A 24,617-nucleotide genomic window follows, 5' to 3' on the forward strand; every position below is an offset into this window, starting at 1 on the left:
GATCAGGCGCGCGCGTCGGTCGCCGCGGCTTCGTTGTAGCGGAGGGCCTTGAGCACGGTATCGACGATGTTCGCGGCGTTGAGCCCGGCTTCGTCATACTGCTTTTCGGGCTTGTCCTGGTCCTGGAACGCGTCCGGCAGGCGTATCGTGCGCAGCTTGAGGCCGGCGTCGATCAGGCCCTGGTCGCTGGCCATCGTCAGGACATGTGCGCCCAGCCCGCCGACCGCGCCTTCCTCCACCGTCACCGCGACTTCGTGCGAGGTCAGCAGCTTGCGGATCAGATCCTCGTCGAGCGGCTTGGCGAAGCGCAGGTCGGCGACGCTGGTCGACAAGCCCTTGGCCTCGAGCATGTCGGCGGCCTTCAATGCCTCCTCTAGGCGCGTGCCGAGCGAAAGGATCGCGACGGTCTTGCCCTCGCGGATCATCCGGCCCTTGCCGATTTCGAGCTGCCGGGGACTCTCGGGCAGCGCGACGCCGGTGCCGTTGCCGCGCGGATAGCGGACGGCGATCGGGCCGCTGTCGTGGAGCGCCGCGGTATAGGTCATATGCACCAGCTCGGCCTCGTCGGCGGGGGCCATCACGACGAAATTGGGGAGCGTCGCCAGATAGGTGACGTCGAAGCTGCCGGCATGCGTTGCGCCATCGGCGCCGACCAGCCCGGCGCGGTCGATCGCGAAGCGGACCGGCAGGTTCTGGATCGCGACGTCATGGACGACCTGGTCGTACGCCCGCTGGAGGAAGGTCGAGTAGATCGCGCAGAACGGCCGCATGCCCTGCGCGGCGAGGCCGGCGGCGAAGGTGACGGCGTGCTGCTCGGCGATGCCGACGTCGAAGGCGCGCGCCGGATGCGCCTTGGCGAACTTGTCGACGCCGGTGCCCGAGGGCATCGCCGCAGTGATCGCGACGATCCGCGGATCGGTCTCGGCGAGCTTGGCGAGCGTCTCGCCGAACACGTTCTGGTACGAGGGCGGCCCCGGGGGCGCCTTGTCCTGCGTGCCGGTGATGACGTCGAACTTCTGGACGCCGTGATATTTGTCCGCCGACGCCTCGGCCGGGGCGTAGCCCTTGCCCTTCTTGGTGACGACATGGACGAGGATCGGGCCGTGCTCGCTGTCTCGGGCGTTCTCGAGCACGGGGATCAGATGGTCGAGATTGTGGCCGTCGATCGGGCCGACATAATAGAAGCCGAGCTCTTCGAAGAGCGTGCCGCCGGTGACCATGCCGCGGGCGAATTCCTCCGCCTTTTCCGCGGCGTTGTGCGCGCGCTTCGAGATGCGGCGGATCGCGCGCTTGGCGAAGCTGCGCAGGCCCAGATAATTGGACGACGACACGGTCCGCGCCAGATAGGCGGAAAGCCCGCCCACCGGCGGGGCGATCGACATGTCGTTGTCGTTGAGGATGACGACCAGCCGGTTGCCCGCCGCCTCGGCGTTGTTCATCGCCTCATAGGCCATGCCTGCGCTCATCGAGCCGTCGCCGATCACGGCGATCGCCTTGCCGGGCTTGTCGTTGAGCTTGTTGGCGATCGCGAAGCCCAGGGCTGCGCTGATCGAGGTCGAGCTGTGCGCGGCGCCGAACGGGTCGAACTCGCTCTCGCTGCGCTTGGTGAAACCCGACAGCCCGCCACCCTGGCGCAGCGTACGGATGCGATTGCGCCGGCCGGTGAGGATCTTGTGCGGATAGCATTGGTGGCCGACGTCCCAGATCAGCTTGTCGCCGGGCGTATCGAACACATAGTGGATCGCGACCGTCAGCTCGACGACGCCGAGGCCCGAGCCGAGATGCCCGCCGGTGGTGCCCACCGCCGAGATGGTCTCCTCGCGCAGCTCGTCGGCGAGCTGGCGGAGATCGGCAGGGGCAAGCTTGCGGAGGTCGGCGGGCGTGTCGACGGTGTCGAGCAACGGCGTGCTGGGAAGATCGGCCATCACCAGCCTCTTACGCGAGTGGTTCGACTAAGTCGAACGCTCGAATCGCCGAAAAGTCGTGGAGTTTCCGTGCAGGCGAGCGCGAAGGCCTATTCGCAGTCGGCGCATTTGCCGCGGACTTCGATCACCGGGCGGACCGGCGAGAACCCCGTATCCTTGGCCGCGGCGCGCACCGTCTTGGTGATCGTGTCGTCATCGATATGCGTGGTCTGGCCGCAACTGTCGCAGACCAGGAAGATGCAGTCGTGCAGGCAATCGGGGTGCGTGTTCGCCATATAGGCGTTGGCGCTCTCGACTCGGCGGGCGAGGTTCGAGCCGACGAACAGGTCGAGGATGCGATAGACGCTGTTGGCGGCAACGCGGCGACCTTCGGCCTTGGAGACGGCCTCGGCGATGTCATAGGCCGAGGCGGGCTTGTCGAACCCGGCCAGCGCCTCGAACACGCGCTCGCGCATCGCGGTCCATTGCTCGCCGGACTTCTCCAGCGTGGTCTGCGCGGCGCGGGTGAGATCGCTTCCCGCATGCTCATGATGATCGTGCGCGTGCATGATATGGATTTAGGGAGCCGGGGCCCCCGCGGCAAGCTGCCTCAGTAGGTGGCGCGGCGGTTGAGGTCGTGGCCGAGCGCGACCAGGCTCACGCCGATCAGCGTCCAGAGGATCTCGAACCCGCCATGCGGCAGCGTCAGCGCGCCGGCCATGATGCCGATGCCGAACGCGCCGACCAAGGCCGGGGCCATATAGCCGTGCGAGAGCACGCCCTTGCCCAGCGCGATGATGCCGAAGACGATCGCCAGAGCGAGGCCGATCTCGTGGATCGCCGGGTGGAGAAAGGCGCCGGCGGAGGAAAGGACGGTGAGCAGCACGGTCGTCGCGACGCAATGCACGAGACACAGCCCGCTGAGCCCGATCGCGATGCGATCGAAGCTGGCATCCAACCCACTCCAGAAGCGGGATATCGGAAGACTCACCGGCATGGGCCAGCATATACGCTCGAACAGGCGAGGGTACAATATATCATTCGACAAAAGATTGTCTTTCGCCGCGAATGACGAACAGCGGCGCTGCGGGGAGGGGCCTTGCCCGGTGCGGGTAGGCCGGGTGACGCTCTAGGGCACGCCACCCGGCCACGCCCGCTACTTAACTATGTAGTATGGCACGCGGCGATTTCCACTCGCCTTGCGCCGGTGCGGACGTTTGCTGCGCCGATTCGAACAGGGTCAGGCGCGCTCGCCATAATAATGCGCCTGCGCGGCCTCGGTGGCGCTCACCGCGAGCAGCGTCCGCGCTTCGTTGGCCGAGCGGACCTTGCCGGTGCGGTCGGCCGCGGCGTCGAGCACGCGATCGAGCAGCGCCTGACCTTCCTCCCACCAGCCGATGCCGCTGGCGGCGTTGAGATGCCCCTGCGGCCCGGCATCGACGAAGAAGCTGCCCCAGCCCCCGGCGAGCGCACGCGCCTTTTCGGGATCGACCCAGGGATCGTCGCTGCTTGCCACCACGATCGACGGGAAGGGCAGGGGCTTGGTCGGCGTCGGCTGGAAGGCCGCGAGTTCGGGGCGCACCGACTCGCGGTCGACATCGGCGGGGGCGACCAGCAGCGCGCCGGCGACTGGCCAGCCGAAGGGCTGGGGCGAGAGCTCGGCCCACCAGGCGACGGCAAGGCAGCCCAGGCTATGCGCGGCGAGCACCACGGGTGCCTGGGCACTGCGGATCGCCTGGTCGAGCTTGGTCACCCAGGTGTTGCGATGCGGCGTTTCCCACATGCCGAGCTCGACTCGGTGGGTGTCCGGGCGCGATTGCTCCCAGAGCGTCTGCCAGTGCGAAGGGCCCGAGCCGCCGAGCCCGGGGACGGTGAGGATGATCGGCGACTGATCGTCGAGAGGCGAAAAGATAGACATATATTCCACTCCAACCCGGAGGGTGGCCGGAGTCTCGATTTATATCCTATCGAGTTAGTGGGCAATAGCGGCTGCGCCGGGTTGATGGTGAGGTGCGGCGGGGCGATCGGATGCTGGTTTGCGGCCGGGTTATAGGCCGGGGCGGTTGACGAAGTTGACTCGAAAGCGGGTTTTGCGAGCGTGGCTGATTCGGTAAGTCATTGATTTTACTGAGCGTCGCTTTCGGGGCGGTTGACTCGTGCGGCAGGTTCGCACCCCCAGGCGGGATGACAGTTGCGGAACGCCTCCTGCTCCGGCGACGGCCGGAGCGTTGGAGGTGCAGTTCATTTCCTTGCCAACACTCCGGCCTTCGCCGGAGCACAGAAGGTTGACCGCGCGCATCTCTCCCGACCCGGGCAGTCCGTGCACGGACGAGTCGCTCGAACGATATCAAAAAGCGGCCGGCGAACCGAACGCTCGAGGCAAGCAGACGAAATCCTACATTGCAAGGTCGCGGATTGGCGCGGGCAGTGGCTGAGTTGCTCCTTTCGTCATCCCGGCCTTGCGCCGGGATCCCGCTTCTTCTGTCCGCAAAGGGTAGCGGGACCCCGGCTCAAGGCCGGGATGACGGTTTGGGAAGGGCTAAATCCGCCGATTGGGGCGTCGCTGGCCGATCCACTCAGATATGCAGTGCCCGCTCGTACGCGCCGAGCACGGCCTCGTGCATCGTCTCGCTGATCGTCGGGTGCGGGAACACCGTCTCCATCAGTTCGGCCTCGGTGGTCTCGAGCGTCTTGCCGATCGTGTAGCCCTGGATCATCTCGGTGACTTCGGCGCCGATCATGTGCGCGCCGAGCAGCTCGCCGGTCTTGGCGTCGAACACGGTCTTCACGAAGCCCTCGGCCTCGCCGAGCGCGATCGCCTTGCCATTGCCGATGAACGGGAAGTTGCCGACCTTGACCTCGTAGCCCGCTTCCTTGGCCTTGGCCTCGGTGAGGCCGACCGATGCGATCTGCGGGTGGCAATAGGTGCAGCCCGGGATGTTGCGCGGGTCCATCGCGTGCGGGTGCTTGCCGGCGATCGCCTCCGCGGCGATCACGCCTTCGTGGCTGGCCTTGTGCGCGAGCCAGGGCGGCGCGGTGATGTCGCCGATTGCGTAGAGCCCGTCCACATTGGTCTTGCAGGCCGGATCGGTCTTGAGGAAGCCGCGGTCGTCGACGTCGACGCCGAGTTCCTTGAGGCCGATATCGGCGGTGTTCGGCACGATGCCGATCGCGACGATGACGTGGCTGAATTCGCCGGGGGCGGGCTTGCCGTCCTTGCCGGTGATCGTCGCCTTGATGCCGTTTGCCGTCGCCTCGATCTTGTCGATCTTGGCGCTGGTGTGGATCGTCATGCCCTGCTTCTTGAGCGCCTTTTCGAGGTGCGCCGAGACATCCTTGTCCTCGACGGGCACGATCCGGTCGAGCATCTCGACCACGGTCACGTCGCTGCCCATGTCGTTGTAGAAGCTGGCGAACTCGATGCCGATCGCGCCCGATCCGATGACGAGCAGCTTGGTCGGCATTTCCCTGGGCGTCATTGCGTGGCGATAGGTCCACACCTTGTTGCCGTCGGCAGGCAGGCCCGGCAGGTCGCGGGCGCGCGCGCCGGTCGCCAGGATGATGTTCTTGGCGGTGAGCTCGGTGACCTTGCCGTCTTCGGCGGTGACGCTGAGCTTGCCCTTCCCGGTCAGCTTGCCGGTGCCCATGTGCACGGCGATCTTGTTCTTCTTCATCAGGTGCGTGACGCCCTGGTTGAGCTGCTTGGCGACGCCGCGCGAGCGCTTGACCACTGCGTCGAGATCGGCGCTGATCTTGTCGGCGGCGAGGCCGTAGTCCTTGGCGTGCTGCATGTAATGGAAGATCTCGGCCGAGCGGAGCAGCGCCTTGGTGGGGATGCAGCCCCAGTTGAGGCAGATGCCGCCCAGCAGCTCGCGCTCGACGATCGCGACCTTGAGCCCGAGCTGGCTCGCGCGGATCGCGGCGACATAGCCGCCGGGGCCCGAGCCGAGAACGATGACGTCGTAGGATTCAGCCATTTTGCGTGCGCCTTGTTGGTTCGTTGGCGAGATAGGAAATTCAGGCGGGGGTTCCAGCCGAGGCCTCTACCGGCCGCGGCTGACGGTGCTCGTCGATCGCGACGAACACGAACTGCGCCTGGGTGACGAGGCACGACTGTTCGGCGTGGCGCGCGCGGCGCCAGGCCTGGACGTCGATCGTCATCGAGGTGCGTCCGACGCGGACGAGGTCGGCATAGACCGACACTTCGTCGCCGACCGCGACGGGGGCGTGGAATTTCATCCCCTCGACGGCGATCGTCACTGCGCGGCCGTGCGAATGGCGCGAGGCGACGAGCCCGGCGGCCATGTCCATCTGGCTCATCAGCCAGCCGCCGAAAATGTCGCCATAGGGATTGGCGTCGGCGGGCATGGTGGTGACGCGGATCGCGGGTTGCTTGGTCGGAGGGCTTTGGTCAGCCATTGGTCTTGCTCCGGGTTGCGCGCACGAGCTTGGCGCGGTCGATCGCAAAAGCGCGGCGGATCGGGCGGATGCCCATCAGCACCACCAGCGCCATTGCGGCGAAGGTGACCAGCCAGATATCGCCGGTGGCGCGCGGATAGGACCAGGCGGCCGCCGCGCCGATCAGCACGGCGGCGATCAGCCCGGCGACGAGATGCGCCACTTCGATCAGGACGCGCACCGCGGCGGCCTCAGGCGATCATGCCCAGCGGCGATTCGACCAGCGCCTTGAAGGTCTTCATCAGCTCGGCGCCATCGGCCCCGTCGATCGCGCGGTGATCGAAGCTGCCGGTCGCCGACATCACCGTGGCGATGCCCAGCGCGTCGTCGATGATGTACGGGCGCTTCTCGCCCGCGCCGATCGCCATGATCATGCCCTGGGGCGGATTGATCACCGCCTCGAACTGCTTGATCCCGAACATGCCCATGTTCGAGAGCGATGCAGTGCCGCCCTGATATTCCTCGGGCTTGAGCTTGCCTTCCTTGGCGCGGCCGGCGAGGTCCTTCATCTGCGTCGAGATCGACGAGACGCTGGCGCCGGCGGCGTCGCGGATGATCGGGGTGATCAGCCCGGTGGGAGTCGAGACAGCGACCGAGACGTCGGCGCGGCTGTACTTGATCAATTTGTCGCCGGTGTAGGTGACGTTGCACTTGGGCGTCTGGATCAGCGCGACGCCGAGCGCCTTGATCAGCAGGTCGTTGACCGAGAGCTTCACGCCGCGCGCCTCGAGCGACTTGTTGAGGTCGCTGCGCAGCTTGAGCAGCGCGTCGAGGCGGATGTCGACGGTCAAGTAGATGTGCGGGATCGTCTGCTTCGATTCGGTGAGGCGGCGCGCGATCGTCTTGCGGATGTTGCTGAGCTTCTCTTCCTCGTGCGGGATGCTGTCGTCGTACCAGACCGGCTTGTGCTCGGCGGGGGCGGCGGCAGGGGCTGCCGCGGGCGCCGAACCGGTGGGCTGCGCGGCAGGCGCGGTGCCGGGCTTGGCGCCGTCGAGGTCGGCCTTGACGATGCGGCCGTTCGGGCCCGAGCCGGTGACGCTGGACAGGTCGAGGCCCTTTTCGGCGGCGAGGCGCTTGGCGAGCGGGCTCGCCTTGACGCGACTGCCGTCGCCAGCGGCCTTGGCCGGTGCGGGGGCAGGCGTCGGGGCCGGCGCAGGAGCGGGCGCCGGCGCGGGTGCCGCCTCGGCCTTCTCGGCGGGGGCAGGCGCGGGCGTCGGCGCGGGGGCCGAGACCTCCTCGCCCTCGGCTGCGATCACGGCGATCACGGTGCCGACCTTCACATTGTCGGTGCCCTCGGCGACGAGGATCTTGCCGATCACGCCTTCGTCGACGGCTTCGAATTCCATCGTCGCCTTGTCGGTTTCGATCTCGGCGAGGAGGTCACCCGATTTCACGGTGTCGCCTTCCTTCACCAGCCATTTGGCGAGGGTACCCTCCTCCATCGTGGGGGAAAGTGCAGGCATCTTGATTTCGATCGACATGGAGGTTCCCGTCGTTGGTCCCTGGGGTAAGGCTGGTCCCCCCTTCGCCGCCGCTAGGGCTTGGGTCAAGACCTTGGGCTTGCGCAGGGCGGATAGAGCGGGCAGTCAACGCGTGGAACGGGGGATGCATCCATGCGCACCTATCTGGTGGTGATCGACGAAAGTCCCGAATCCGAGATCGCCCTGCGCTTCGCGGCGCGGCGTGCAGTGAAGACCGGCGGCAGCGTCGAGATCCTCGCGCTCACCGCGCCGCAGGAATTCGTCCAATGGGGCGGCGTGATGGCGACGATCGAGGAGGAAGGCCGCCAGCGCGTCGAGGCGCTGGTGACGCGCGCGGCGGGTACGCTGCTGACCGAATCGGGGCTGAAGCCCTCGATCACCGTGCGCGAGGGCGACGGGGTCAAGGTGGTGCGCGAGATGATCTCGGCCAATCGCGACATCGCCGCCTTGGTGCTCGGCGCCGCGGCGAGCGGGCCGCCGGGACCGCTGGTCGCGCACTTCACCGGTGCGGATGCGGGAAGCTTCAGCGTGCCGGTGATGATCATCCCGGGGTCGCTGGATGTCGAGGCGATCGATCGGTTGAGCTGAGGAATTTTCGATGCGTATCGTTGCCTTGCCGCTGTTGCTCCTTGCCACGCCCGCCGTCGCTCAGGAGCAGCCGAGCGCCGCGCGGCTCAAGGCCGATGTCGAGACGCTCGTCGGCTTCGGCACGCGGCACACGCTGTCCGATCCCGAGCATCCCACACGGGGGATCGGCGCGGCGCGGCGCTGGTTCGCGATGGAGTTGCAGCGGATCGGCGAGGGCTGCGCGAAGTGCATCCAGGTCGCCAATGTCGCGCGAACATTCGTCAACGATCGCGCGCCCAAGGGCGTCGAGGTGGTGAATGTGCTCGGCTTCCAGCCCGGGCGCGACAACAAGCGCGTCGTGATCGTGATGGGGCATATCGACAGCCGCGTCACCGACGTGATGGACGCCACGTCGGACGCGCCTGGCGCCAATGACGACGCGTCGGGCGTCGCGTTGGTGCTCGAGGCGGCGCGGATCCTGTCGAAGGAGAAGTTCGACGCGACGATCGTCTATGCCGCGCTCTCGGGCGAGGAGCAGGGGCTGTTCGGCGGGACGCTGCTCGCGGAGACCGCCAGGGAGCGCGGCTGGACGGTGAGCGCGGTTCTCAACAACGACATCGTCGGGAATACGATCGGGCAGGACGGCCGCCGCGTCGCCGATCGCGTCCGCGTGTTCTCGGAAGGGATTCGCGAGATCGAGCCGCTGCCGGGGCAACTCGCGCGGCGTGCCGATGGCGGCGAGGACGACGGGCCGTCACGCGCGCTCGCCAAGGCAGTTGATGGTGTCGCGGGCGGAATGCGCGGCGGGCTCGACGTGTTCGTGGTGCGGCGCTTCGACCGGTTCGGGCGGGGTGGCGACCATTCGCCGTTCCTCAAGCTCGGCTATCCCGCGGTGCGATTCAGCGTCGGCGTCGAGAATTACGACGCGCAGCACCAGGATTTGCGCCGCGAGGGCGGCAAGGTCTTTGGCGACACGGTCGACCGGATGGATTTTCCGTATCTCGCCAAGGTGACGGCGATCAACGTCGCTACCCTGCGCCGGCTGGCCAAGGCGCCCGCCGCGCCGGCGAGCGTGACGATCGGCGGGGCGCTGGCGACCGATACTTCCGTGAAATGGCCGGCGGTGGTTGGGGCGGCGGGCTATCGTGTCCACTGGCGCCGCGCGGATGCGCAGGACTGGCAGAAGCATCTCGACGTCAAGACGAACGACGCGGTGCTCAAGGGCGTGATCGTCGACGACACGTTCGTCGGCGTGTCGGCACTGGCGGCCGACGGCAGCGAGAGCCTGGTGACGTTCGGCGGACGCGAGCGGCGCTAACGGGATACTCCCCTCCCTGCTTGCAGGGAGGGGCAGGGGGTGGGTGCGTGCGCGCGCTCAAAGGAATCCACGCCAAGAACCGAAGCGGCGGCCGAGCCATCGAGCCTCGGCCGCCGCAAACCCACCCCTTAATCCCCTCCCTTGCAGGGAGGGGAGAATTTAGCTTAGCGGCAGGCGCAGCTCTTGCGGAGCAGGCGCTTGGTCGGGCGGTGCCCATAGCTGCGCCGCTCGACATATTCGGTCGTGGTCGTCGTGGTGGTCGTCGTCGACGGGATCACCACCACGGTGGTCGTCGTGCCGCCATAGGCCGCGCCGTAGCTGCCGACCCAGGCGCCGTTCTGCCACGCCATGCCGTTCGGATAGCCGACCGGGCACGCCTGCGGGCAGGGCGGCGGTGCGAAGGCGACGGGCGGCGGGCCGTAGCGGATCGGAGGCGGCGGCGGCGCGATCGGCGGGGGCGGCGGCGCGTAATCGTCGCGATAGGGGCCGCGATCGTCATAGCGATCGTCGAAGCGCGGCGGCGGGCCGTCGTAGCGCCCGTCGTCCCTGTCGTCGCGATCGTCGTAATAATCGTCGGGATCGACCGGCTGGATCCGCGGCGCCGGATAGCCCGCGCCCGCGCGGGCGTCGGCGTTGACGAAGCCGGCGCTCGCGCTCGCCGCAGCGGCGGCGCCGCCCCAGCTGATCCCGTCGATCGAATCCCACACGCTGCCCTGATCGTCGATGAGCACCGCATCGTCATAATAGCGGACCCAGCTATAGCCGGCGGGCGGGGCGGCGAGCCCGAAGCTCAGATAGTCGTGGACGCGGAAGTCGTTGCCGCGCCAGTAACCGGGAAGCGTCGCGCCGCGATGGAGGCGGTGATAGCCGTTCCAGCCGCCCGGCGCGCGGTAGCCTGCGTCCCAGCGGCCGTCGCGCATCGTCCAGCGGTGCGGATTGGCGCGCGCCACCATCGGCGCCGAGGTCTTGGGCATCACCACCCAGCGTCCGTCCTGCCAGACGCGCTGCGCGGCGGCGGGCGTCGCCCCCGCCACTCCGGCGATCACCGCCGCTGCCATCAACCATGTGCTGCGCACTGTTCCGTCTCCGTTGGTGCAAGCCCCCGCTCGCGCTTAACGAAGAAGTAACCGTTACGGCCCGCGCACGAAATCGCCGCGGCGGCTCAAACCTGTCCCAATGCGGGGCAGCGTCTCATCCTGAGATTCAGCCTGTGATTCGGGGGGCCAGGATGCGCATCAGTGCCTCGCAGCCGGCAGCGTCGCCGGCGTCGAACCGCGCAGGCGACGGGCTGTCGAGGTCGAGTACGCCGAGCAACTCGCCCTGATGGACGATCGGCACGACCAGCTCGGAGCGGCTGGCGGCATCGCAGGCGATATGGCCGGGAAAGGCATGGACGTCCTCGACCAGCTGGGTTTCGCGAGTCGCCGCCGCGGCGCCGCACACCCCCTTGCCGAACGGAATGCGGATGCAGGCGGCCTTGCCTTGGAACGGCCCGAGGACGAGCTCGTCGTTCACGTTGCGATAGAAGCCCGACCAGTTGAGGTCGGGGAGATATTGGCCGATCAGCGCCGAGACATTGGCCATGTTGGCGATCGCGTCGGGCTCGTCGGCAGTGAGCGAATCGAGCGCGGCGGCGAGGTCGCGATAGAGTTCGGACTTGGAGCCGGCGGCGATGGTGAAGGTGTACATGGGGGGTATGTAACCGATCCTCCCCGGCACGGGGAGGGGGACCATGCGCAGCATGGTGGAGGGGGTTCTCCACTTGCCGATACGCTGGGGGAGAGCCCCCTCCACCACGCCCTGCGGGCGCGGTCCCCCTCCCCGTGCCGGGGAGGATCAGTCGAACCGCACTTTCCCGCGCCCAGCCTTCACTTCGCTGCGCCCCTTCTTGGCGTCCACGCGGCGCGCCTTGGCGGCCTTGCTCGGCTTGGTCTTGACCCGGCGGGCCTGGCGCTCATGGGCCTTTTCCAGCAGCTCGGCCACGCGCTCGCGCGCATCGGCGCGGTTGGCGTCCTGGGTGCGGAATTTCCGTGCGGTGATCACCAGCTCGCCGGCGCTGGTCAGCCTGGTGCCCGCCAGCGTCTTGAGCTGCTGATAGGCCCAGGGCGCGAGGCCGAGCTTGAACACGTCGATGCGCAATTGCACCGCGGTGGCCACCTTGTTGACGTTCTGCCCGCCTGGCCCGGAGGCGGCGAGGAACTTCTCCTCGACGATCGCCTCTTCGGGCAGTTCAGCCACGGCCGAAGCCGATATTGCCGAAGCGCAGTGGCAGCGGCGCCTCGGCATGCACGTCGGGCTTGCCCTCACGCGGCACGGTGAGCTCGGCGGCGTGGAGCATCACTGCGGGGCCGCCCTTGCCATAGACCGGGTCGCCGACGATCGGCAGCCCGAGGCCCTCGGCTGCGTGGACACGGATCTGGTGGGTGCGGCCGGTCTCGGGGAAGAAGGCGAGCATCGCCCGGCCCTGGATACGCTCGACGACTTCCCAGCGCGTGCGGGCGGGCTTGCCCTTGGCATCGCCGGTCATCCGCCAGCCGGTCTCCTCGGTCGAGACCTTGATCAGCGGCAGGTCGATCGTGCCGCTGTCCTCGGCGGGCTCGCCATCGAGGATCGCGAGGTAGCGCTTGACGACGGTGCCCGCCTCGAATGCCTGGCCGAAGCGCTTGTGCGCCTTGGGATTGCGCGCGAGCAGCAGGCAGCCGCTGGTGTCGCGGTCGAGCCGGTGGACGGGCAGCGGCAGGCGCTGGAAGCCGAAGGTGAGCTGGTCGAGCATGTCTTCGAGGCTTTGCGAGCGGTCGCGCGGGCGATCGACCGGCAGCCCGGCCGGCTTGTCGATGATCATCGCTTCGCCATCGATGAAGAGTACGCGGTTATGGAGCATGGCCCGCATATAGAGCAGCGCGCTTAAAGCGAAAGCGGCGGCCAGGCTTTCGCCTGGCCGCCGCTCCGTGAGACCGCGCGGGAAGGGGGGCTTCGCGCGGTCTCGGTCTCGCGGCGGGGGGTTACGCCGCGAGCTTGTTGGCGACTTCGGCGATGCGGCGGCCCTGGTAGCGCGCACCGTCGAGTTCGGCCTGGCTCGGCAGGCGGCTGCCGTCGCCGTCGGCTATCGTCGTCGCGCCATAAGGCGAGCCGCCTTTGACTTCGTCGACGCCCATCTGGCCCTGGAAGCCGTAATCGAGCCCGACGATGGTCAGGCCGAAGTGCAGCAGGTTGGTGATGATGGAGAACAAGGTCGTCTCCTGGCCGCCATGCTGGCTCGCGGTCGACGTGAAGGCGCCACCGACCTTGCCGTTGAGCTGGCCCTGGAACCAGACGCCGCCGGCGCGATCCCAGAAGCTCGCCATCTGGCTCGACATCCGGCCGAAGCGCGTCGGCGCGCCGACGATGATGCCGTCATAGTTGGCGAGCTCGTTGACCTCCTCGAGCACCGGGTGCGTCGTGTCGGCGACGAAGCCGGCTGCGGCGACGACTTCGGCCGGTGCGGTCTCGGGGACGCGGCGGACATCGACTTGCGCGCCGGCGCTGCGTGCACCCTCGGCGACGGCTTCGGCCATCTTCGCGAGGTGGCCGTAGGACGAGTAATAGAGGACGAGGATCTTGGACATGGGGGCTTCCTTCGTAAAACCCCTCCCGCAAGCGGGAGGGGAGACTTGGTTATTCGCTGTCGACCAGCACGATCTCGGCGTCTTCGAGCGCCTTGATCGTCACGGTCTGGCCGCCGGTGAGTGCGGCGCCGTCGCGGGCATTCACTTGCTCGCCGTCGACCTCGATCGTGCCGATCGCCGGGACGAGATAGGCGTGGCGCCCGTCGCCCACGCTGTGCTCGACGCTTTCGCCGGCCTTGAGCGTGGCGCCCAGAACGCGGGCATTGGCCCGGATCGGCAGCGCCTCGTCATCGCCGTCGAACCCCGAGGCGAGCGCGACGAACTTTCCCGAGCGATCGCCCTTGGGGAAGGGCTTGGCGCCCCAGCTCGGCTGGCCGCCGGTCTCGCGCGGCATGATCCAGATCTGGAAGATCCGCGTGGTCTCGGGCTCGAGATTGTACTCGGCGTGACGGATGCCGCTGCCCGCGCTCATCACCTGGACGTCGCCGGCCTCGGTGCGGCCCTGGTTGCCCATCGAGTCCTGGTGGGTGATCGCACCCGAGCGGACATAGGTGATGATCTCCATGTTCTGGTGCGGATGCGCCGGGAAGCCGCTGTTCGCGGCGATCTCGTCGTCGTTCCAGACACGCAGCGCACCCCAGCTGGTGCGGGCGGGGTCATAGTAATCGGCGAAGCTAAAATGGTGGCGGGCATTGAGCCAGCCATGGTTGGCATGGCCGAGGGTTTCGAAAGGACGTTTGTCGATCATCGCTGATCTCCCTGAGTGTTGACGCCAAGATAGGGAGCGCGATTGCGACGTAAATGGAAACGTTGGAAACCGATCGTTTCCATGATACGCATGTGGAATGAAGCTACCGGATTTCGAGGCCTGGGCGATCTTCGCCAGCGTGGTCGAGCATCGCTCGTTCAGTGGGGCGGCTGAGGCGCTGGCGGTTTCCAAGGCGACGGTGTCGAAGGCGATCACGCGGTTGGAGGCGCGGCTGGGGACGTCGCTGTTCCATCGCACCTCGCGGCGGTTGACGCTCACCGATAGCGGGCGGGCGCTCGCCGAGCATGCCCAGCGGATTCGCTCGGAGGGCGAGGCAGCGGAGGAGGCGGCGTTCGAATCGGCCAGCGCGCCGGTCGGGCTCGTGCGGGTTGCGGCACCGCTGACCTTCGGGATCCAGGCAGTGGCGCCGGCGCTTGCCGAGTTCCTGACGCTGCATCCGGGGATCAAGGTCGACCTGCGGCTGTCCGACGCGTTCGTCGATATCGTCGGCGACGGGATCGACGTGGCGCTGCGCATCGCCGAGCTGCCCGACAGCTCGCTTCGAGCGCGGCGGCTGGGGCCGGTGACCGCGCATATCATCGCTTCGCCGGACTATTGGGACCGGGTGGGGCGGCCGCGCCACCCCGCCGATCTCGCGAGCCATGCCTGCTTCGCCTATACCAACACCGCCACGCCCGACATCTGGCGCTTCCGCCGCGCCGGGGGCGAAGAGGCGGTGGTCCGCATCGACGGGCCGATCCGCACCGACAGCGGCGACGCGATGCTGCCGGCGCTGCGGGCGGGGCTGGGCGTGGCGCGATTGCCCGACTTCCTCGTCGCGGAGGACCTTGCCGCCGGACGGCTGGAGCCGGTGCTGCCCGAATGGACGATCGGCGCGATCGGGCTGCACCTGCTCACGCCCCCGGGCACGTTGCGTCCCGCACGGGTCGAGGCGCTGATCGATTTCCTCAGCGAAAACCTCAAGCGCATGTGCACCGAAGCGCATTTCTGACTCGACTCCGTAACGAGTTTGAGTCCGCGATTAGGTAGATTCCCTACGACTCGTGGAACAAGCCCGGTTAGTCGGAAATTAACCTTTTGCCTTCAGAGGTGCTTAGGTTAATGAATCGTCCAGCGCGTCGGCCGTAGGGGCCTGCTCGCGTGCTTGGACAGGGGAACCGACGATGCGCGTGCTGCTGATCGAGGACGAGCCTTCGACTGCCAAGGCGATCGAGCTTATGCTCTCGACCGAGGGGTTCAACGTCTACACGACCGACCTCGGCGAAGAGGGGTTGGACCTCGCCAAGCTGTATGATTACGACATCATCCTGCTCGACCTCAACCTTCCGGACATGCACGGCTACGACGTGCTCAAGAAGGTCCGCGTCGCCCGCGTCCAGACGCCGGTGCTGATCCTGTCGGGCATCAACGAAATGGATTCGAAGGTGCGCTCGTTCGGCTTCGGCGCCGACGACTACGTCACCAAGCCGTTCCACCGCGAAGAGCTGGTCGCACGCATCCACGCCGTCGTCCGTCGCTCGAAGGGGCATAGCCAGTCGGTCATCCGCACCGGCAAGCTCGCGGTCAATCTCGACGCCAAGACCGTCGAAGTCGACGGTGCCCGCGTGCACCTGACCGGCAAGGAATATGCGATGCTCGAGCTGCTCTCGCTGCGCAAGGGCACCACGCTCACCAAGGAAATGTTCCTCAACCATTTGTATGGCGGGATGGACGAGCCCGAGCTCAAGATCATCGACGTGTTCATCTGCAAGCTCCGGAAAAAGCTGAGCATGGCATGCGACGGCGAGAATTATATCGAGACCGTCTGGGGCCGCGGCTATGTGCTGCGCGAGCCCGACGGCAGCGAAGGCGCGATCTCCGAAGTCGCCTGACACCAATCACCCGGGGGTAGCAGAAGCCGTGGTCCGCAAGGGCCGCGGCTTCTTGCTTGTCAGGACGAGCCGGTGGGATCGGTGACCTGGTGGAGCTCGCGCGGATCGGGGCCACGGGTGCGCGGGAGTGAGCCGGTCTGGCGCTCGATATGGCGGTGGACCACCGGGACGGTGCCCTCGACGCGGAGCAGCCGCAGCGCCTCGCTATTGGCGTCGTCGGCCTGGGTGCGGCGGTGGTTGTGGCGGACATAGTCGAGCCAGGTCGGCACCTGGTAGCGCTCGATCCACAATTCGGGATCGCCCAGGTCGCGCATCAGCGCCCAGTGGCGCGCGCCGTCGCGGCGGCGGATGCGGCGGCGCTCGGTCATCGCGGCGAGGAAGGCAGTGACATTGCGCTCGGCGACGCGATGCTCGATCGTCACCACGATCGGCCCGCTGCGCGGCTCGACCGGCACTGCGGTCTCGGGCTCGCGCCAGCGGTCGCTCGGGTCGAGATTGAGCTGGCTGATCGCAGGGAGCCGCCAGACGAATCCCGCGGCGACGCTGAGCAGCTGGATCCCGCCCGCGGCGAGCAACGCGGTCTCGACGCCGCGCGCGCCGGCGATCATGCCGAACACCCAGCTTCCGCAGGCCAACCCGCCGAATGCCGCCATCTGGTAGAGCGAGAGCGCGCGGGCGACGACCCAGCGCGGCGACGCCATCTGGACGCTGACGTTGAAGGTCGACAGCGCCACCACCCAGCCCGCGCCGCACAAGGCGAGCGCGACCAGCGTCAGCGCCAGCCAGCTCGTCGCGGCGATGGCGGCGGCGCCGATCGCGAGCGCCGGCGCGGCGAGGCGGATCAGCCCCTCGGTCGAGAGTCGGGCGCGGAGCCACTGGCTGCCGAGCGCGCCCGCCACGGCGCCGAGCCCGAACCCGCCGAGCAGCAGGCCATAGGTCAGCGGCCCGCCGCGGACGATGTCGCGCGCGACCAGCGGCATCAGCGCGGGGACGGCGCTGGCGGCGAAGCCGAACAACGCGGCGCGGATCAGCACGGTGCGGATCGACGGCGAGAGGCGGACATAGCGGACGCCCGCCGCCATCGCGAAGAGGATGCGCTCGCGCGGCAGGAGCGCAGGCGGCCGATCGGGCTTCCAGCGCGCAAGCACGGCGATCAGCCCGACATAGCTGAACGCGTTGACCAGGAACGCCGCCGCCGCGCCCGCGACGGCGACGATCGCGCCGCCGATCGCGGGGCCCAGGCTGCGCGCGACGTTGAACCCCATGCTGTTGAACGCGACCGCGCTGGGCAGCATCGCGCGCGGCACCATGTCGCCGACCGAGGCTTGCCAGGCGGGGCCGTTGATCGCGGTGCCGCAGCCGATCAGGAAGGTGAAGGCGAGCAGCAGCCAGGGCGTGAGCAGCCCGGCCCAGCCGCCGATCGCGAGCGCAAGCGAGACCGCGAGCATGAAGAACTGCGCGCCGAGCATCACCTTCCGGCGATCGAGATTGTCGGCGACCGCGCCGGCCCAGAGCGAGAGCAGCATGATCGGCAGGCTGGTCGAGGCCTGGACCAAGGCGATCATCTGTGGCGAGCCGCTGAGGCTGGTCATCATCCACGACGCGCCGACCGACTGGATCAGCCCGCCAAAGTTCGAGGCGAGGCTGGCGAGCCACACGGCGCGGAACAGGGGAAGGCCAAGGGGAGAGTTGCTCTCGCGTGCGTCCATGCGCCTCCAATTCCTCAACCGTGCGGGTGATCCCCGATAGGCGGGGGATTGCCGGTGGGGCAAGGGTGGATGAGTCGCGGCGCGGATCGCTGGGTCTGTGCGGCTTAACTTCGCACTTTGCGCATTTATCGATTTCGAAAATTGCGCGGGAGGGATGCTTTGTTGCGCGTGGCGGTTGGAGATTCGACCGAGTCAAAGAGCGGGCGCGGGGCCGCGGATAGGCAAGCAGGCGAAATCCTACATTGCAAGGGAAAGGCCTGCTGCGTGCTCCGGCGAAGGCCGGAGCCCTGGGATCGACGCTGATCGCTCGCCGCCCGCGCTCCGGCCTTCGCCGGAGCACGAGGTGCGTGCGTATCGGCGCGTGGCTGAAGCAAGAAGGCCGGGCGTCGGGCCCGGCCTTGGTTCGCCCATCCCCCTGCCTTCCCTGCCGAAGCAGGGAAGGGGGGTTGAGGGAAGGCTCAACGAAGGTTGAAGCGCAGGCCGACGCGGAACTGGCGGCCGAGCATGTCGGAATAGGTGGTGTTCGACGCGTTGCCGGTTTCCGGGACCAGCAGCGGCCAGCGGTTGAACAAGTTGGTGACGTTGAAGAACATCTCGGCCTGCGAGCTGCCCATCGCGATCTTCTGGGTCAGGTTGAGATCGGCATAGAACAGCCCCGACACGCGGTTGTTGTCATAGGTCGGGAAGTTGGTGGTCGAGACCGGGCAGCTGGTGCTGCACTCGATGCCGTTGGCGACATATTTGCCCGAGCTGACGCCACGGCCGACCACCGTCGCCGAGAAGGTCGGCGTTTCGTAGTTGACGCTGCCGCGGAAGATCCAGGTCGGCGTGCTGCCCTGCCCGCCATTGGCGCCGACGGTATTGACCGGCGCCGAGCCGGCGACCCCCGTTACTGCGAGATTCTCGATGTAGCGCGTCGCGATGCCGCGCAGGGTGAGCGTGTCGCCACCGAGCGGGATGCGATAGGCCGCGTCGAAGTCGATGCCGCGGACCAGGCGGCGGACATAGTTGAACGGCTGGGTGCGGATCAGCAGATACGGCGCGGCGGGCGTCGAGCGGGCCGGATCCTCGGTGATAGCGTCGCAATAGGCCTGGACACCATCGGCACGGCAGCGGTTGACCGTTTCCTGCGCGCTGATCGAGTCGATCGCGCCTTCCAGGTCGATGCGGAAATAGTCGACCGACGCCGTGAAGCCGGGCAGGAAACGCGGCGAGACCACGCCGCCGATGTTCCACGAATTGGCTTTTTCGGGCAGCAGGTTCGGGTTGCCGGTGGTCAGGCCCGAATAGCCGAACGTGCGCGGGCCGTTCGCGCCATCGGGCGTGAAGATCGGATTGGTGACCGAATCGCTGTTGGCGGTGCCCGCTTGATACAGCTCGTTCAGGTTCGGCGCGCGGATGTCGCGCGAACGCGTCACCCGGAAGCGGATGTCCTCGATCGGTGCCCAGGTGCCACCCAGCTTCCAAGTGGTGACATAGCCGGAGTTCGAATAGTCGGTAGCGCGCACTGCGCCGTTGAATTCGAGGCCGAGGCCCAGCGGAACGACGGTTTCGAGATAGGCCTCCTTGACGCTGTATTCGCCGCGGAAGGGGAGGTAGTTGCCGACCGACCAGGCATTGCTGGTGGTGCCGTTCGCATTGATGACGGGCTGGAACTCGGTCGGCACGCTGCCGCGGATCTTTTCCTTGCGGGCTTCGCCGCCGAATGAAACGCTGACGTCGCCCGCCCAGGTGGCGAACGGCGTCACCGCCCAATTGGTGCCGACGACATATTGTTCGAGCACCTGATCGCGATAGGGGTCGCCGAGCACGTAATCGATCGCCGCCGGGTTGGCGACGCCGATGCCGAGGCGGTTAAGCGGCACGCAATTTGGGTCGTTGTTGGTCGTGCTGACATCGACGTTGATCAAGCACTGGATTGAACCGGCTGCATAGCCTGCTGCATTGCCGGCTGGCGCGAACGCCGCGGCGGTGGCGTTGTTCATGCGCGCGGTGTTCATGACGTTGCGTAGCTGCTCGCGCACGTTGGAACGGCCATATTGCGCATAGACGTCCCAATGGCCGGGCTTGCCGAACGCATCGAAGCTGCCCTCCAGGCCCGCAACGTAGCGCTGCACCTCTCGCTCATTGTCGATCACACGGGTCGGCAGGTCGGCAGCGGTGGTCGCCACAGTGACGCTGGTGACCCCGGCCAAGCGGGTGGCGCCCAGCGCCTGCAATGCGAATGCGTTGCAGGTCACTGGCACCGGCACGGTGGTGCAGCCGGTGGTGTTGTAGGTGATGCCGGTCGACAGGTTGGGGCCAGCGTTGAAATAGACCTTTTGGTGGTTGTACGACCCTTCGAAGAAGGCTTCGACGCCGTCGGCCACTTCATAGCTCAGCCGGCCGAACACGCCCCAGCGATCGTCCTCGGGCATCAGGCCGATGCGGCGGCCAGAGTCATTGACCTGCCACGATCCGCCCTGAACGACGCTTGGATGCGAGGAGCCGCTCGCTCGGCTGAACGTCGGCGACTGGAGCACGCCATAGTCGAAGATGTTTACGCCGCCGCCCTGGCCGAAATACAGGCCGCGCAGCGTGTTCGCGGTGGTGCCGGCCGAGGCGGTGATCAGGCCGCCGGGCGTCGAATTCGCGGCGCCGACCTGGCGCAGCGTCGTGATATAGCGCGGCCGGTCGGTGCTGGCTGCGCGCCAGTTCGGATCCTCGACGCGGACATAGCCGGTATGGTTCCAGCCGCGATCGACCGCATCAATATCGAAGATGCCGTCCTGGTGCGCGATCTCGGCGTTGAACAGGATATGGCCGCGGCCGCCCGCGAACGACGTGCCGCCCGAGAGGCTGCCGGCATAGTTGAAGCCGTCGCCATAGGTGCTGACGCCGGTCTCGCCGGTGACGCGCAGCCCTTCGAGCTTCTTGTTGAGCACGAAATTGACCACGCCGCCGACCGCGTCCGAGCCATAAGCGGCTGAGGCGCCGCCGGTGACCACTTCGACGCGGTCGACCAGCCCCTGCGGGATCGTGTTGACGTCGACCCAGCCATAGATGGTCGAGCCGACCGAGCGGCGGCCGTCGAGCAGGACCAGCGTGCGGCCTTCGCCGAGGTTACGCAGGCTGAACGCGTTGATGCCGGCCGAGCCGTTCGACAGATTGAGGCGCGAATTCGCCGGCTTGGTCGAGCCGGCGAGCTGCGGCAGCTGGTTGACGAAGTCGGCGATATTGTTGGTCGGCGAGGTATTGTTGATGTCGTCGCGGGTCAGCACGGTGAGCGGCGTCGGGGCCTGAAAGCCGTCGCGGATGATGCGCGAGCCGGTGACGACCAATTCGTCGCTGCTCTGCGCGGCGGAGGCGGCTTCCTGCTCCTGCGGGACGGTGGTGCCGGTGCCTTCGGTCTGGGCGGCGGCGGGCAGTGCGGCGAGCGAGGCGAGGGCCAGCGCGGCCATGCTCGATACGCGTACAAGATGAGATTGCCGGCGTGGATACTTCATGTTTCCCCCCTGTGGGATAAATTCCGTTGCCGGCGGACCGGCCGTGAATGTCCTCCGCGACATTGCACCACATGCCACTGCGGCCTCTGTATGGACCCCATGCAGCATGTCGGAAACGAAGGTGCGCTGCGGTTTCGCGGAGCGTCAAGATGCCAGTGGCTTCTATGGCTTACCCACGCCATAGCCGCAGACTATGGGCGATGCCATAACCCTGGCCTATGGGCGGGCAAGGCCTTTGCCCTGCGAATGCGCGGCGGAGGGCGCTAGCCTCTGCGGAGCCGTAACAGCCAGGAAGCCTGCCCTATGTTCGACCGCCGTTCCTTCCTGCTCGGCTCGGTGGCGACGCTGGCGCTCGCCCCCGCCGCGGCGGCGCGGCTGCAATCGGGTGGCGGCGCGGCGCGGCAAAGCAGGGTGGCCGGGCTCGATGCGCCGATCGAGATCGTCGACGACGCGTACGGCGTGCCGCACATCCGCGCCGGCTCCATCCCCGATGCGTTCTTCGGCCAGGGCTATGTCGTCGCGCGCGACCGGCTGTTCCAGATCGACTTGTCGCACCGGCGCGAGATGGGGCGGCTGGCCGAGGTGTTCGGCGCCGATTTCGCCGAGCACGATGCGACGGCGCGGCTGTTCCACTATCGCGGCGATGTCGAGGCAGAGCTGCGCGCAGTGCCGGCGCAGGTGCTCGCCTGCGCGCGCGCCTATGTCGCGGGGATCAATGCGCGGATCGACGAAGTGCTCGCGGACCCCGCGCTGCTGCCGCTCGAATACGGCATTCTCGGCGTGGCGCCGCTGCGCTGGGCGCTGCGCGACCTGGTGATCGCGCGGGGCGCCGGAATCGACAATGCCGATGACGAGGTGCGCCGCGCGCAACTCGCCGCTTTGGGGCTGCTCGATCTCGATGCGATCATCGCGCCGCTGCGGCCGAGCTGGAAGATGACGGTGCCCGAGGGGCTCGATGCTTCGGCGGTGTCCGAGGACGATCTGGGGATGTTGCAACTGGGCGCGCTGCCGTTCAGCGCCGACACGCCGGTCGCCGATCCCGCGGCGGGGCCGGAGGCGCGCGCCAATGCCGGGAGCAACGCCTGGACGATCGCGCCGTCGCGCAGCGCCACGGGCCGCCCGATCCTTGCCAACGATCCGCATCTCGGCATCGGCAGCTTCGGCCCGCGGCACGTCGCGCATCTCAGCGCGCCGGGGCTCGACGTGATCGGCGGCGGCTCGCCGGGGCTGCCGGGGATCATGCAGGGGCACACCGATCGCTTCGCGTTCGGGCGGACCAACTTCCATATCGACCAGCTCGATCTGTTCGTGCTCGAACTGCATCCCGAGGATCCCGAGCGGTATCGGCACGAGGGGGCGTGGAAGGCGTTGCGGAAAGTCGAGGTGGCGATCCCGGTCAAGGGCGGCGCGCCGTACGTCACGACCCTGCGGTATTCGGTGCAGGGACCGCTGGTGTCGCACGACCCGGCGAAGCGGCGCGCGACTGCGGTGGCGTCGATCGGGATGCAGCCGGGCGGGCACGGCGCGTTCGCGATGATCGCGATCAACCTGGCGCAGGACTGGAAGAGTTTGAAGAAGGCCTTCCCGCTGCATCCTTCGCCGACCAATTTCCATTATGCCGATGTCGACGGCAATACCGGCTGGCAGGTGATCGGCTTCGCGCCGGTGCGCCGGAAAGGCGAGGGGCTGCTGCCGGTGCCCGGCGACGGGCGGTACGATTGGACCGGGATGCGCAACTTCACCGCGCTGCCCAGTGAATACAACCCGGCCAAGGGCTGGTTCGCCTCGGCCAACCAGAACAATTTGCCTGCCGACTGGCCGCGCGATCGTATCCCGGCCTTCTCGTTCCGCGATCCCTATCGCTACGAGCGGATCGTCGACGTGCTGTCGAAGCAGGAGCGGCACAGCCTCGACGACAGCGTGAAGCTGCACCACGATACGTTCTCGGAGCCGGCGCGGCAGCTGGTAGCGCTATTGCCGGCGCGGCCCTCGCCCGCCGGGGACATGCTGCGCGGCTGGGATTCGCGGATCGACGGCGCGAGCGGGGCGGCGGCGTTGTTCGAGATCCTGTGGCGCGAGCTCGGCAAGCGGATGCTCGCGGCGATCGTGCCGGCGCGCGCGGCACATCTGGTGCGCGATATCGCGCCGTCGGTGCTGCTCGGTCTGCTGGCGAAACCCGATGCGCGGCTGGGCGCGGACCCGGTGGTGGCGCGTGATGCGATGCTCGATGCGGCGCTCGCTGCGGCCTGGGCGTCGGCGCGCGAGCTGATGGGGAGCGATCCGGCGCAGTGGCGCTGGGACAAGCTCCATCAGGTTCGCATCCAGCACCCGCTGTCGCGCATCCCGGCGATCGCCAGGGCGTTCCCGCCGATCGAAGGCGCGGGTTCGGGCGGCGATTCCTACACGGTGATGGCGCGCTGGCTGGGCAGCGGCCCCGGCTGGCGGACCGGGGGTGGAGCGAGCTACCTCCAGGTGATCGACGTCGGCGCTTGGGACAATTCGTTGATGCTCAATTTGCCCGGCCAGTCGAACGACCCGCGCTCGCCGCACCACCGCGACCAGTATGCGCCGTGGATCGCCGGGGCGATGCAGCCGATGCTGTTCAGCAAGGCGGCGGTGGATGCGCGGGCGGCGGGGCGGACGCGGCTGGTGCCGAAGCGCTAAATTCCCCTCCCTGAAAGGGAGGGGAGGGCTACCCGTGCAGGTTCATCAGCGAATCCATCAGCCCGTCCTCGGCGCTTGAGCACACCCCCAGGATCACCGCCTCGTCGCAGCCTTCGCCGGTGACGTAGCCGTGGCCCATGTTCGAATCGATGTAGATCGATTCGCCGGCTTCCAGCGTCACCGGATCGTAGAATTCGGTGTGGACGGTGATGCTGCCGCTGACGACGTAGATGAACTCCTCGCCCGAATGGTGGACGAGTTCGCCGAACTCCTCGGCCGATTTGGCGCGAACGCGGGTGAGCACAGGGATCATCCGCTTCCGGCGCAACTCGGTGCAGAGGTAATAATAATCGTAATTGGCGGTGTTCACCCGCACCGCGCGATCGAGATCGCCGATGCTGCGGCGGGCAGTGACCGGCGCCTCGGCGGGCGAATCGTTCTCGGCGAACAGTTCGGACATGCGGATGTTGAGCCGCTGGCTGAGCTGGAGGAGCTTGTCATAGGTCAGGGTGAGCCGGTCGTGCTCGACCTTGGACAACGTCGACACCGGGATGCCGCTGCGCACGCTCATCTCCTTGAGCGTCCAGCTGTTCCGCGCGCGCAATTGGCGCAGCAGCGCACCCAGCGTCGGGTGTTCGGGCTTCAGCCGCGTCGCCATGGATATCCCCGGTTTGACATTTTTCCGAACAGGATCATTATGTCCCAATCAGGCGTAACTGGTTCATTCGGGATATAGCCTAGCCGCAGACGCAAACCGGCGCAATCGAGATGGCCGGGGCGGACGCG

The 24,617-nt window shown here is 67.6% G+C and carries 22 protein-coding genes; 5 read left to right on the forward strand and 17 right to left on the reverse strand.

Annotated elements, in window-relative coordinates; all coding sequences use genetic code 11:
* Positions 1-2 precede the first annotated feature (2 nt).
* The 8 genes from dxs to RZN05_RS00940 all read right to left on the reverse strand — a co-directional run bounded on the left by dxs (position 3) and on the right by RZN05_RS00940 (position 7,843).
* Positions 3-1,925 (reverse strand): 1-deoxy-D-xylulose-5-phosphate synthase, encoded by a 1,923-nt coding sequence (dxs, locus tag RZN05_RS00905; protein ID WP_317224746.1) that lies wholly within the window; start codon positions 1,923-1,925, stop codon positions 3-5.
* Between the two features lie 89 nt (positions 1,926-2,014).
* A complete protein-coding gene (locus RZN05_RS00910; protein ID WP_317224747.1) occupies positions 2,015-2,473 on the reverse strand; it encodes a Fur family transcriptional regulator in 459 nt (152 codons plus the stop codon).
* Between the two features lie 41 nt (positions 2,474-2,514).
* Positions 2,515-2,901: a MerC domain-containing protein gene (locus RZN05_RS00915; protein ID WP_317224748.1), complete on the reverse strand. Its 387-nt coding sequence runs from the start codon at positions 2,899-2,901 to the stop codon at positions 2,515-2,517.
* 243 nt (positions 2,902-3,144) lie between these two features.
* Entirely contained in the window at positions 3,145-3,822 is a 678-nt protein-coding gene (locus tag RZN05_RS00920; RefSeq protein ID WP_317224749.1) for an RBBP9/YdeN family alpha/beta hydrolase, read from the reverse strand.
* Between the two features lie 658 nt (positions 3,823-4,480).
* The gene (gene lpdA / locus RZN05_RS00925) at positions 4,481-5,881 is read right to left on the reverse strand and encodes a dihydrolipoyl dehydrogenase (protein ID WP_317224750.1); all 1,401 of its coding nucleotides are present in this window, start codon (positions 5,879-5,881) and stop codon (positions 4,481-4,483) included.
* A 40-nt stretch (positions 5,882-5,921) separates the two neighbouring features.
* Positions 5,922-6,323 carry an acyl-CoA thioesterase gene (locus tag RZN05_RS00930; protein WP_317224751.1) on the reverse strand — a complete coding sequence of 134 codons (402 nt, stop codon included), beginning with the start codon at positions 6,321-6,323 and terminating at the stop codon, positions 5,922-5,924.
* Positions 6,316-6,543 carry a hypothetical protein gene (locus tag RZN05_RS00935; RefSeq protein WP_317224752.1) on the reverse strand — a complete coding sequence of 76 codons (228 nt, stop codon included), beginning with the start codon at positions 6,541-6,543 and terminating at the stop codon, positions 6,316-6,318. The genes RZN05_RS00930 and RZN05_RS00935 overlap by 8 nt, the downstream gene beginning before the upstream one ends.
* Before the next feature lie 10 nt (positions 6,544-6,553).
* Positions 6,554-7,843 (reverse strand): pyruvate dehydrogenase complex dihydrolipoamide acetyltransferase, encoded by a 1,290-nt coding sequence (locus RZN05_RS00940; protein ID WP_317224753.1) that lies wholly within the window; start codon positions 7,841-7,843, stop codon positions 6,554-6,556.
* A gap of 132 nt (positions 7,844-7,975) precedes the next feature.
* Here RZN05_RS00940 and RZN05_RS00945 point away from each other — a divergent pair, with 132 nt between their 5' ends.
* Positions 7,976-8,431, forward strand: a complete 456-nt coding sequence (locus RZN05_RS00945) for a universal stress protein (RefSeq protein ID WP_317224754.1) — start codon at positions 7,976-7,978, stop codon at positions 8,429-8,431.
* Positions 8,432-8,441: 10 nt separating this feature from the next.
* A complete protein-coding gene (locus tag RZN05_RS00950; RefSeq protein ID WP_317224755.1) occupies positions 8,442-9,728 on the forward strand; it encodes a M20/M25/M40 family metallo-hydrolase in 1,287 nt (428 codons plus the stop codon).
* A gap of 164 nt (positions 9,729-9,892) precedes the next feature.
* Here the strand turns inward: RZN05_RS00950 and RZN05_RS00955 are convergent, their stop codons facing one another.
* The 6 genes from RZN05_RS00955 to RZN05_RS00980 form a co-directional block, all read right to left on the reverse strand.
* A complete protein-coding gene (locus RZN05_RS00955) occupies positions 9,893-10,804 on the reverse strand; it encodes an RcnB family protein (protein WP_317224756.1) in 912 nt (303 codons plus the stop codon).
* Positions 10,805-10,931: 127 nt separating this feature from the next.
* Positions 10,932-11,417: a GAF domain-containing protein gene (locus RZN05_RS00960; protein WP_317224757.1), complete on the reverse strand. Its 486-nt coding sequence runs from the start codon at positions 11,415-11,417 to the stop codon at positions 10,932-10,934.
* Between the two features lie 147 nt (positions 11,418-11,564).
* Positions 11,565-11,966 (reverse strand): alternative ribosome rescue aminoacyl-tRNA hydrolase ArfB, encoded by a 402-nt coding sequence (gene arfB, locus RZN05_RS00965; RefSeq protein ID WP_317224758.1) that lies wholly within the window; start codon positions 11,964-11,966, stop codon positions 11,565-11,567.
* Entirely contained in the window at positions 11,959-12,609 is a 651-nt protein-coding gene (locus RZN05_RS00970; RefSeq protein WP_317227531.1) for an RluA family pseudouridine synthase, read from the reverse strand. Before RZN05_RS00970 ends, arfB begins: the two co-directional genes overlap by 8 nt.
* A 121-nt stretch (positions 12,610-12,730) precedes the next feature.
* Entirely contained in the window at positions 12,731-13,333 is a 603-nt protein-coding gene (wrbA, locus tag RZN05_RS00975) for an NAD(P)H:quinone oxidoreductase (RefSeq protein WP_317224759.1), read from the reverse strand.
* Positions 13,334-13,382: 49 nt separating this feature from the next.
* Complete coding sequence (locus RZN05_RS00980; protein WP_317224760.1) at positions 13,383-14,081, reverse strand: pirin family protein; 699 nt, start codon at positions 14,079-14,081, stop codon at positions 13,383-13,385.
* 97 nt (positions 14,082-14,178) lie between these two features.
* Between RZN05_RS00980 and RZN05_RS00985 the strand changes: the two genes are divergently transcribed.
* On the forward strand, positions 14,179-15,093 hold the full coding sequence (locus RZN05_RS00985) for a LysR family transcriptional regulator (RefSeq protein ID WP_317224761.1): 915 nt from the start codon (positions 14,179-14,181) through the stop codon (positions 15,091-15,093).
* 172 nt (positions 15,094-15,265) lie between these two features.
* Entirely contained in the window at positions 15,266-15,973 is a 708-nt protein-coding gene (gene ctrA, locus RZN05_RS00990; protein WP_317224762.1) for a response regulator transcription factor CtrA, read from the forward strand.
* 59 nt (positions 15,974-16,032) lie between these two features.
* On the opposite strand, the gene RZN05_RS00995 is transcribed toward ctrA, so the two are convergent.
* Both RZN05_RS00995 and RZN05_RS01000 read right to left on the reverse strand, forming a co-directional pair.
* A complete protein-coding gene (locus RZN05_RS00995) occupies positions 16,033-17,682 on the reverse strand; it encodes an MFS transporter (RefSeq protein ID WP_317224763.1) in 1,650 nt (549 codons plus the stop codon).
* Between the two features lie 458 nt (positions 17,683-18,140).
* Positions 18,141-21,122, reverse strand: a complete 2,982-nt coding sequence (locus RZN05_RS01000; protein ID WP_317224764.1) for a TonB-dependent receptor plug domain-containing protein — start codon at positions 21,120-21,122, stop codon at positions 18,141-18,143.
* Positions 21,123-21,470: 348 nt separating this feature from the next.
* Here RZN05_RS01000 and RZN05_RS01005 point away from each other — a divergent pair, with 348 nt between their 5' ends.
* Positions 21,471-23,831 (forward strand): penicillin acylase family protein, encoded by a 2,361-nt coding sequence (locus RZN05_RS01005; RefSeq protein ID WP_317224765.1) that lies wholly within the window; start codon positions 21,471-21,473, stop codon positions 23,829-23,831.
* A gap of 28 nt (positions 23,832-23,859) precedes the next feature.
* Here RZN05_RS01005 and RZN05_RS01010 read toward each other — a convergent pair whose 3' ends face one another.
* Positions 23,860-24,489, reverse strand: a complete 630-nt coding sequence (locus RZN05_RS01010; RefSeq protein ID WP_317224766.1) for a helix-turn-helix domain-containing protein — start codon at positions 24,487-24,489, stop codon at positions 23,860-23,862.
* Between the last annotated feature and the right edge of the window lie 128 nt (positions 24,490-24,617).

This window comes from Sphingomonas sp. HF-S4, from assembly GCF_032911445.1.
In the GTDB taxonomy this organism is placed as follows: domain Bacteria; phylum Pseudomonadota; class Alphaproteobacteria; order Sphingomonadales; family Sphingomonadaceae; genus Sphingomonas; species Sphingomonas agrestis.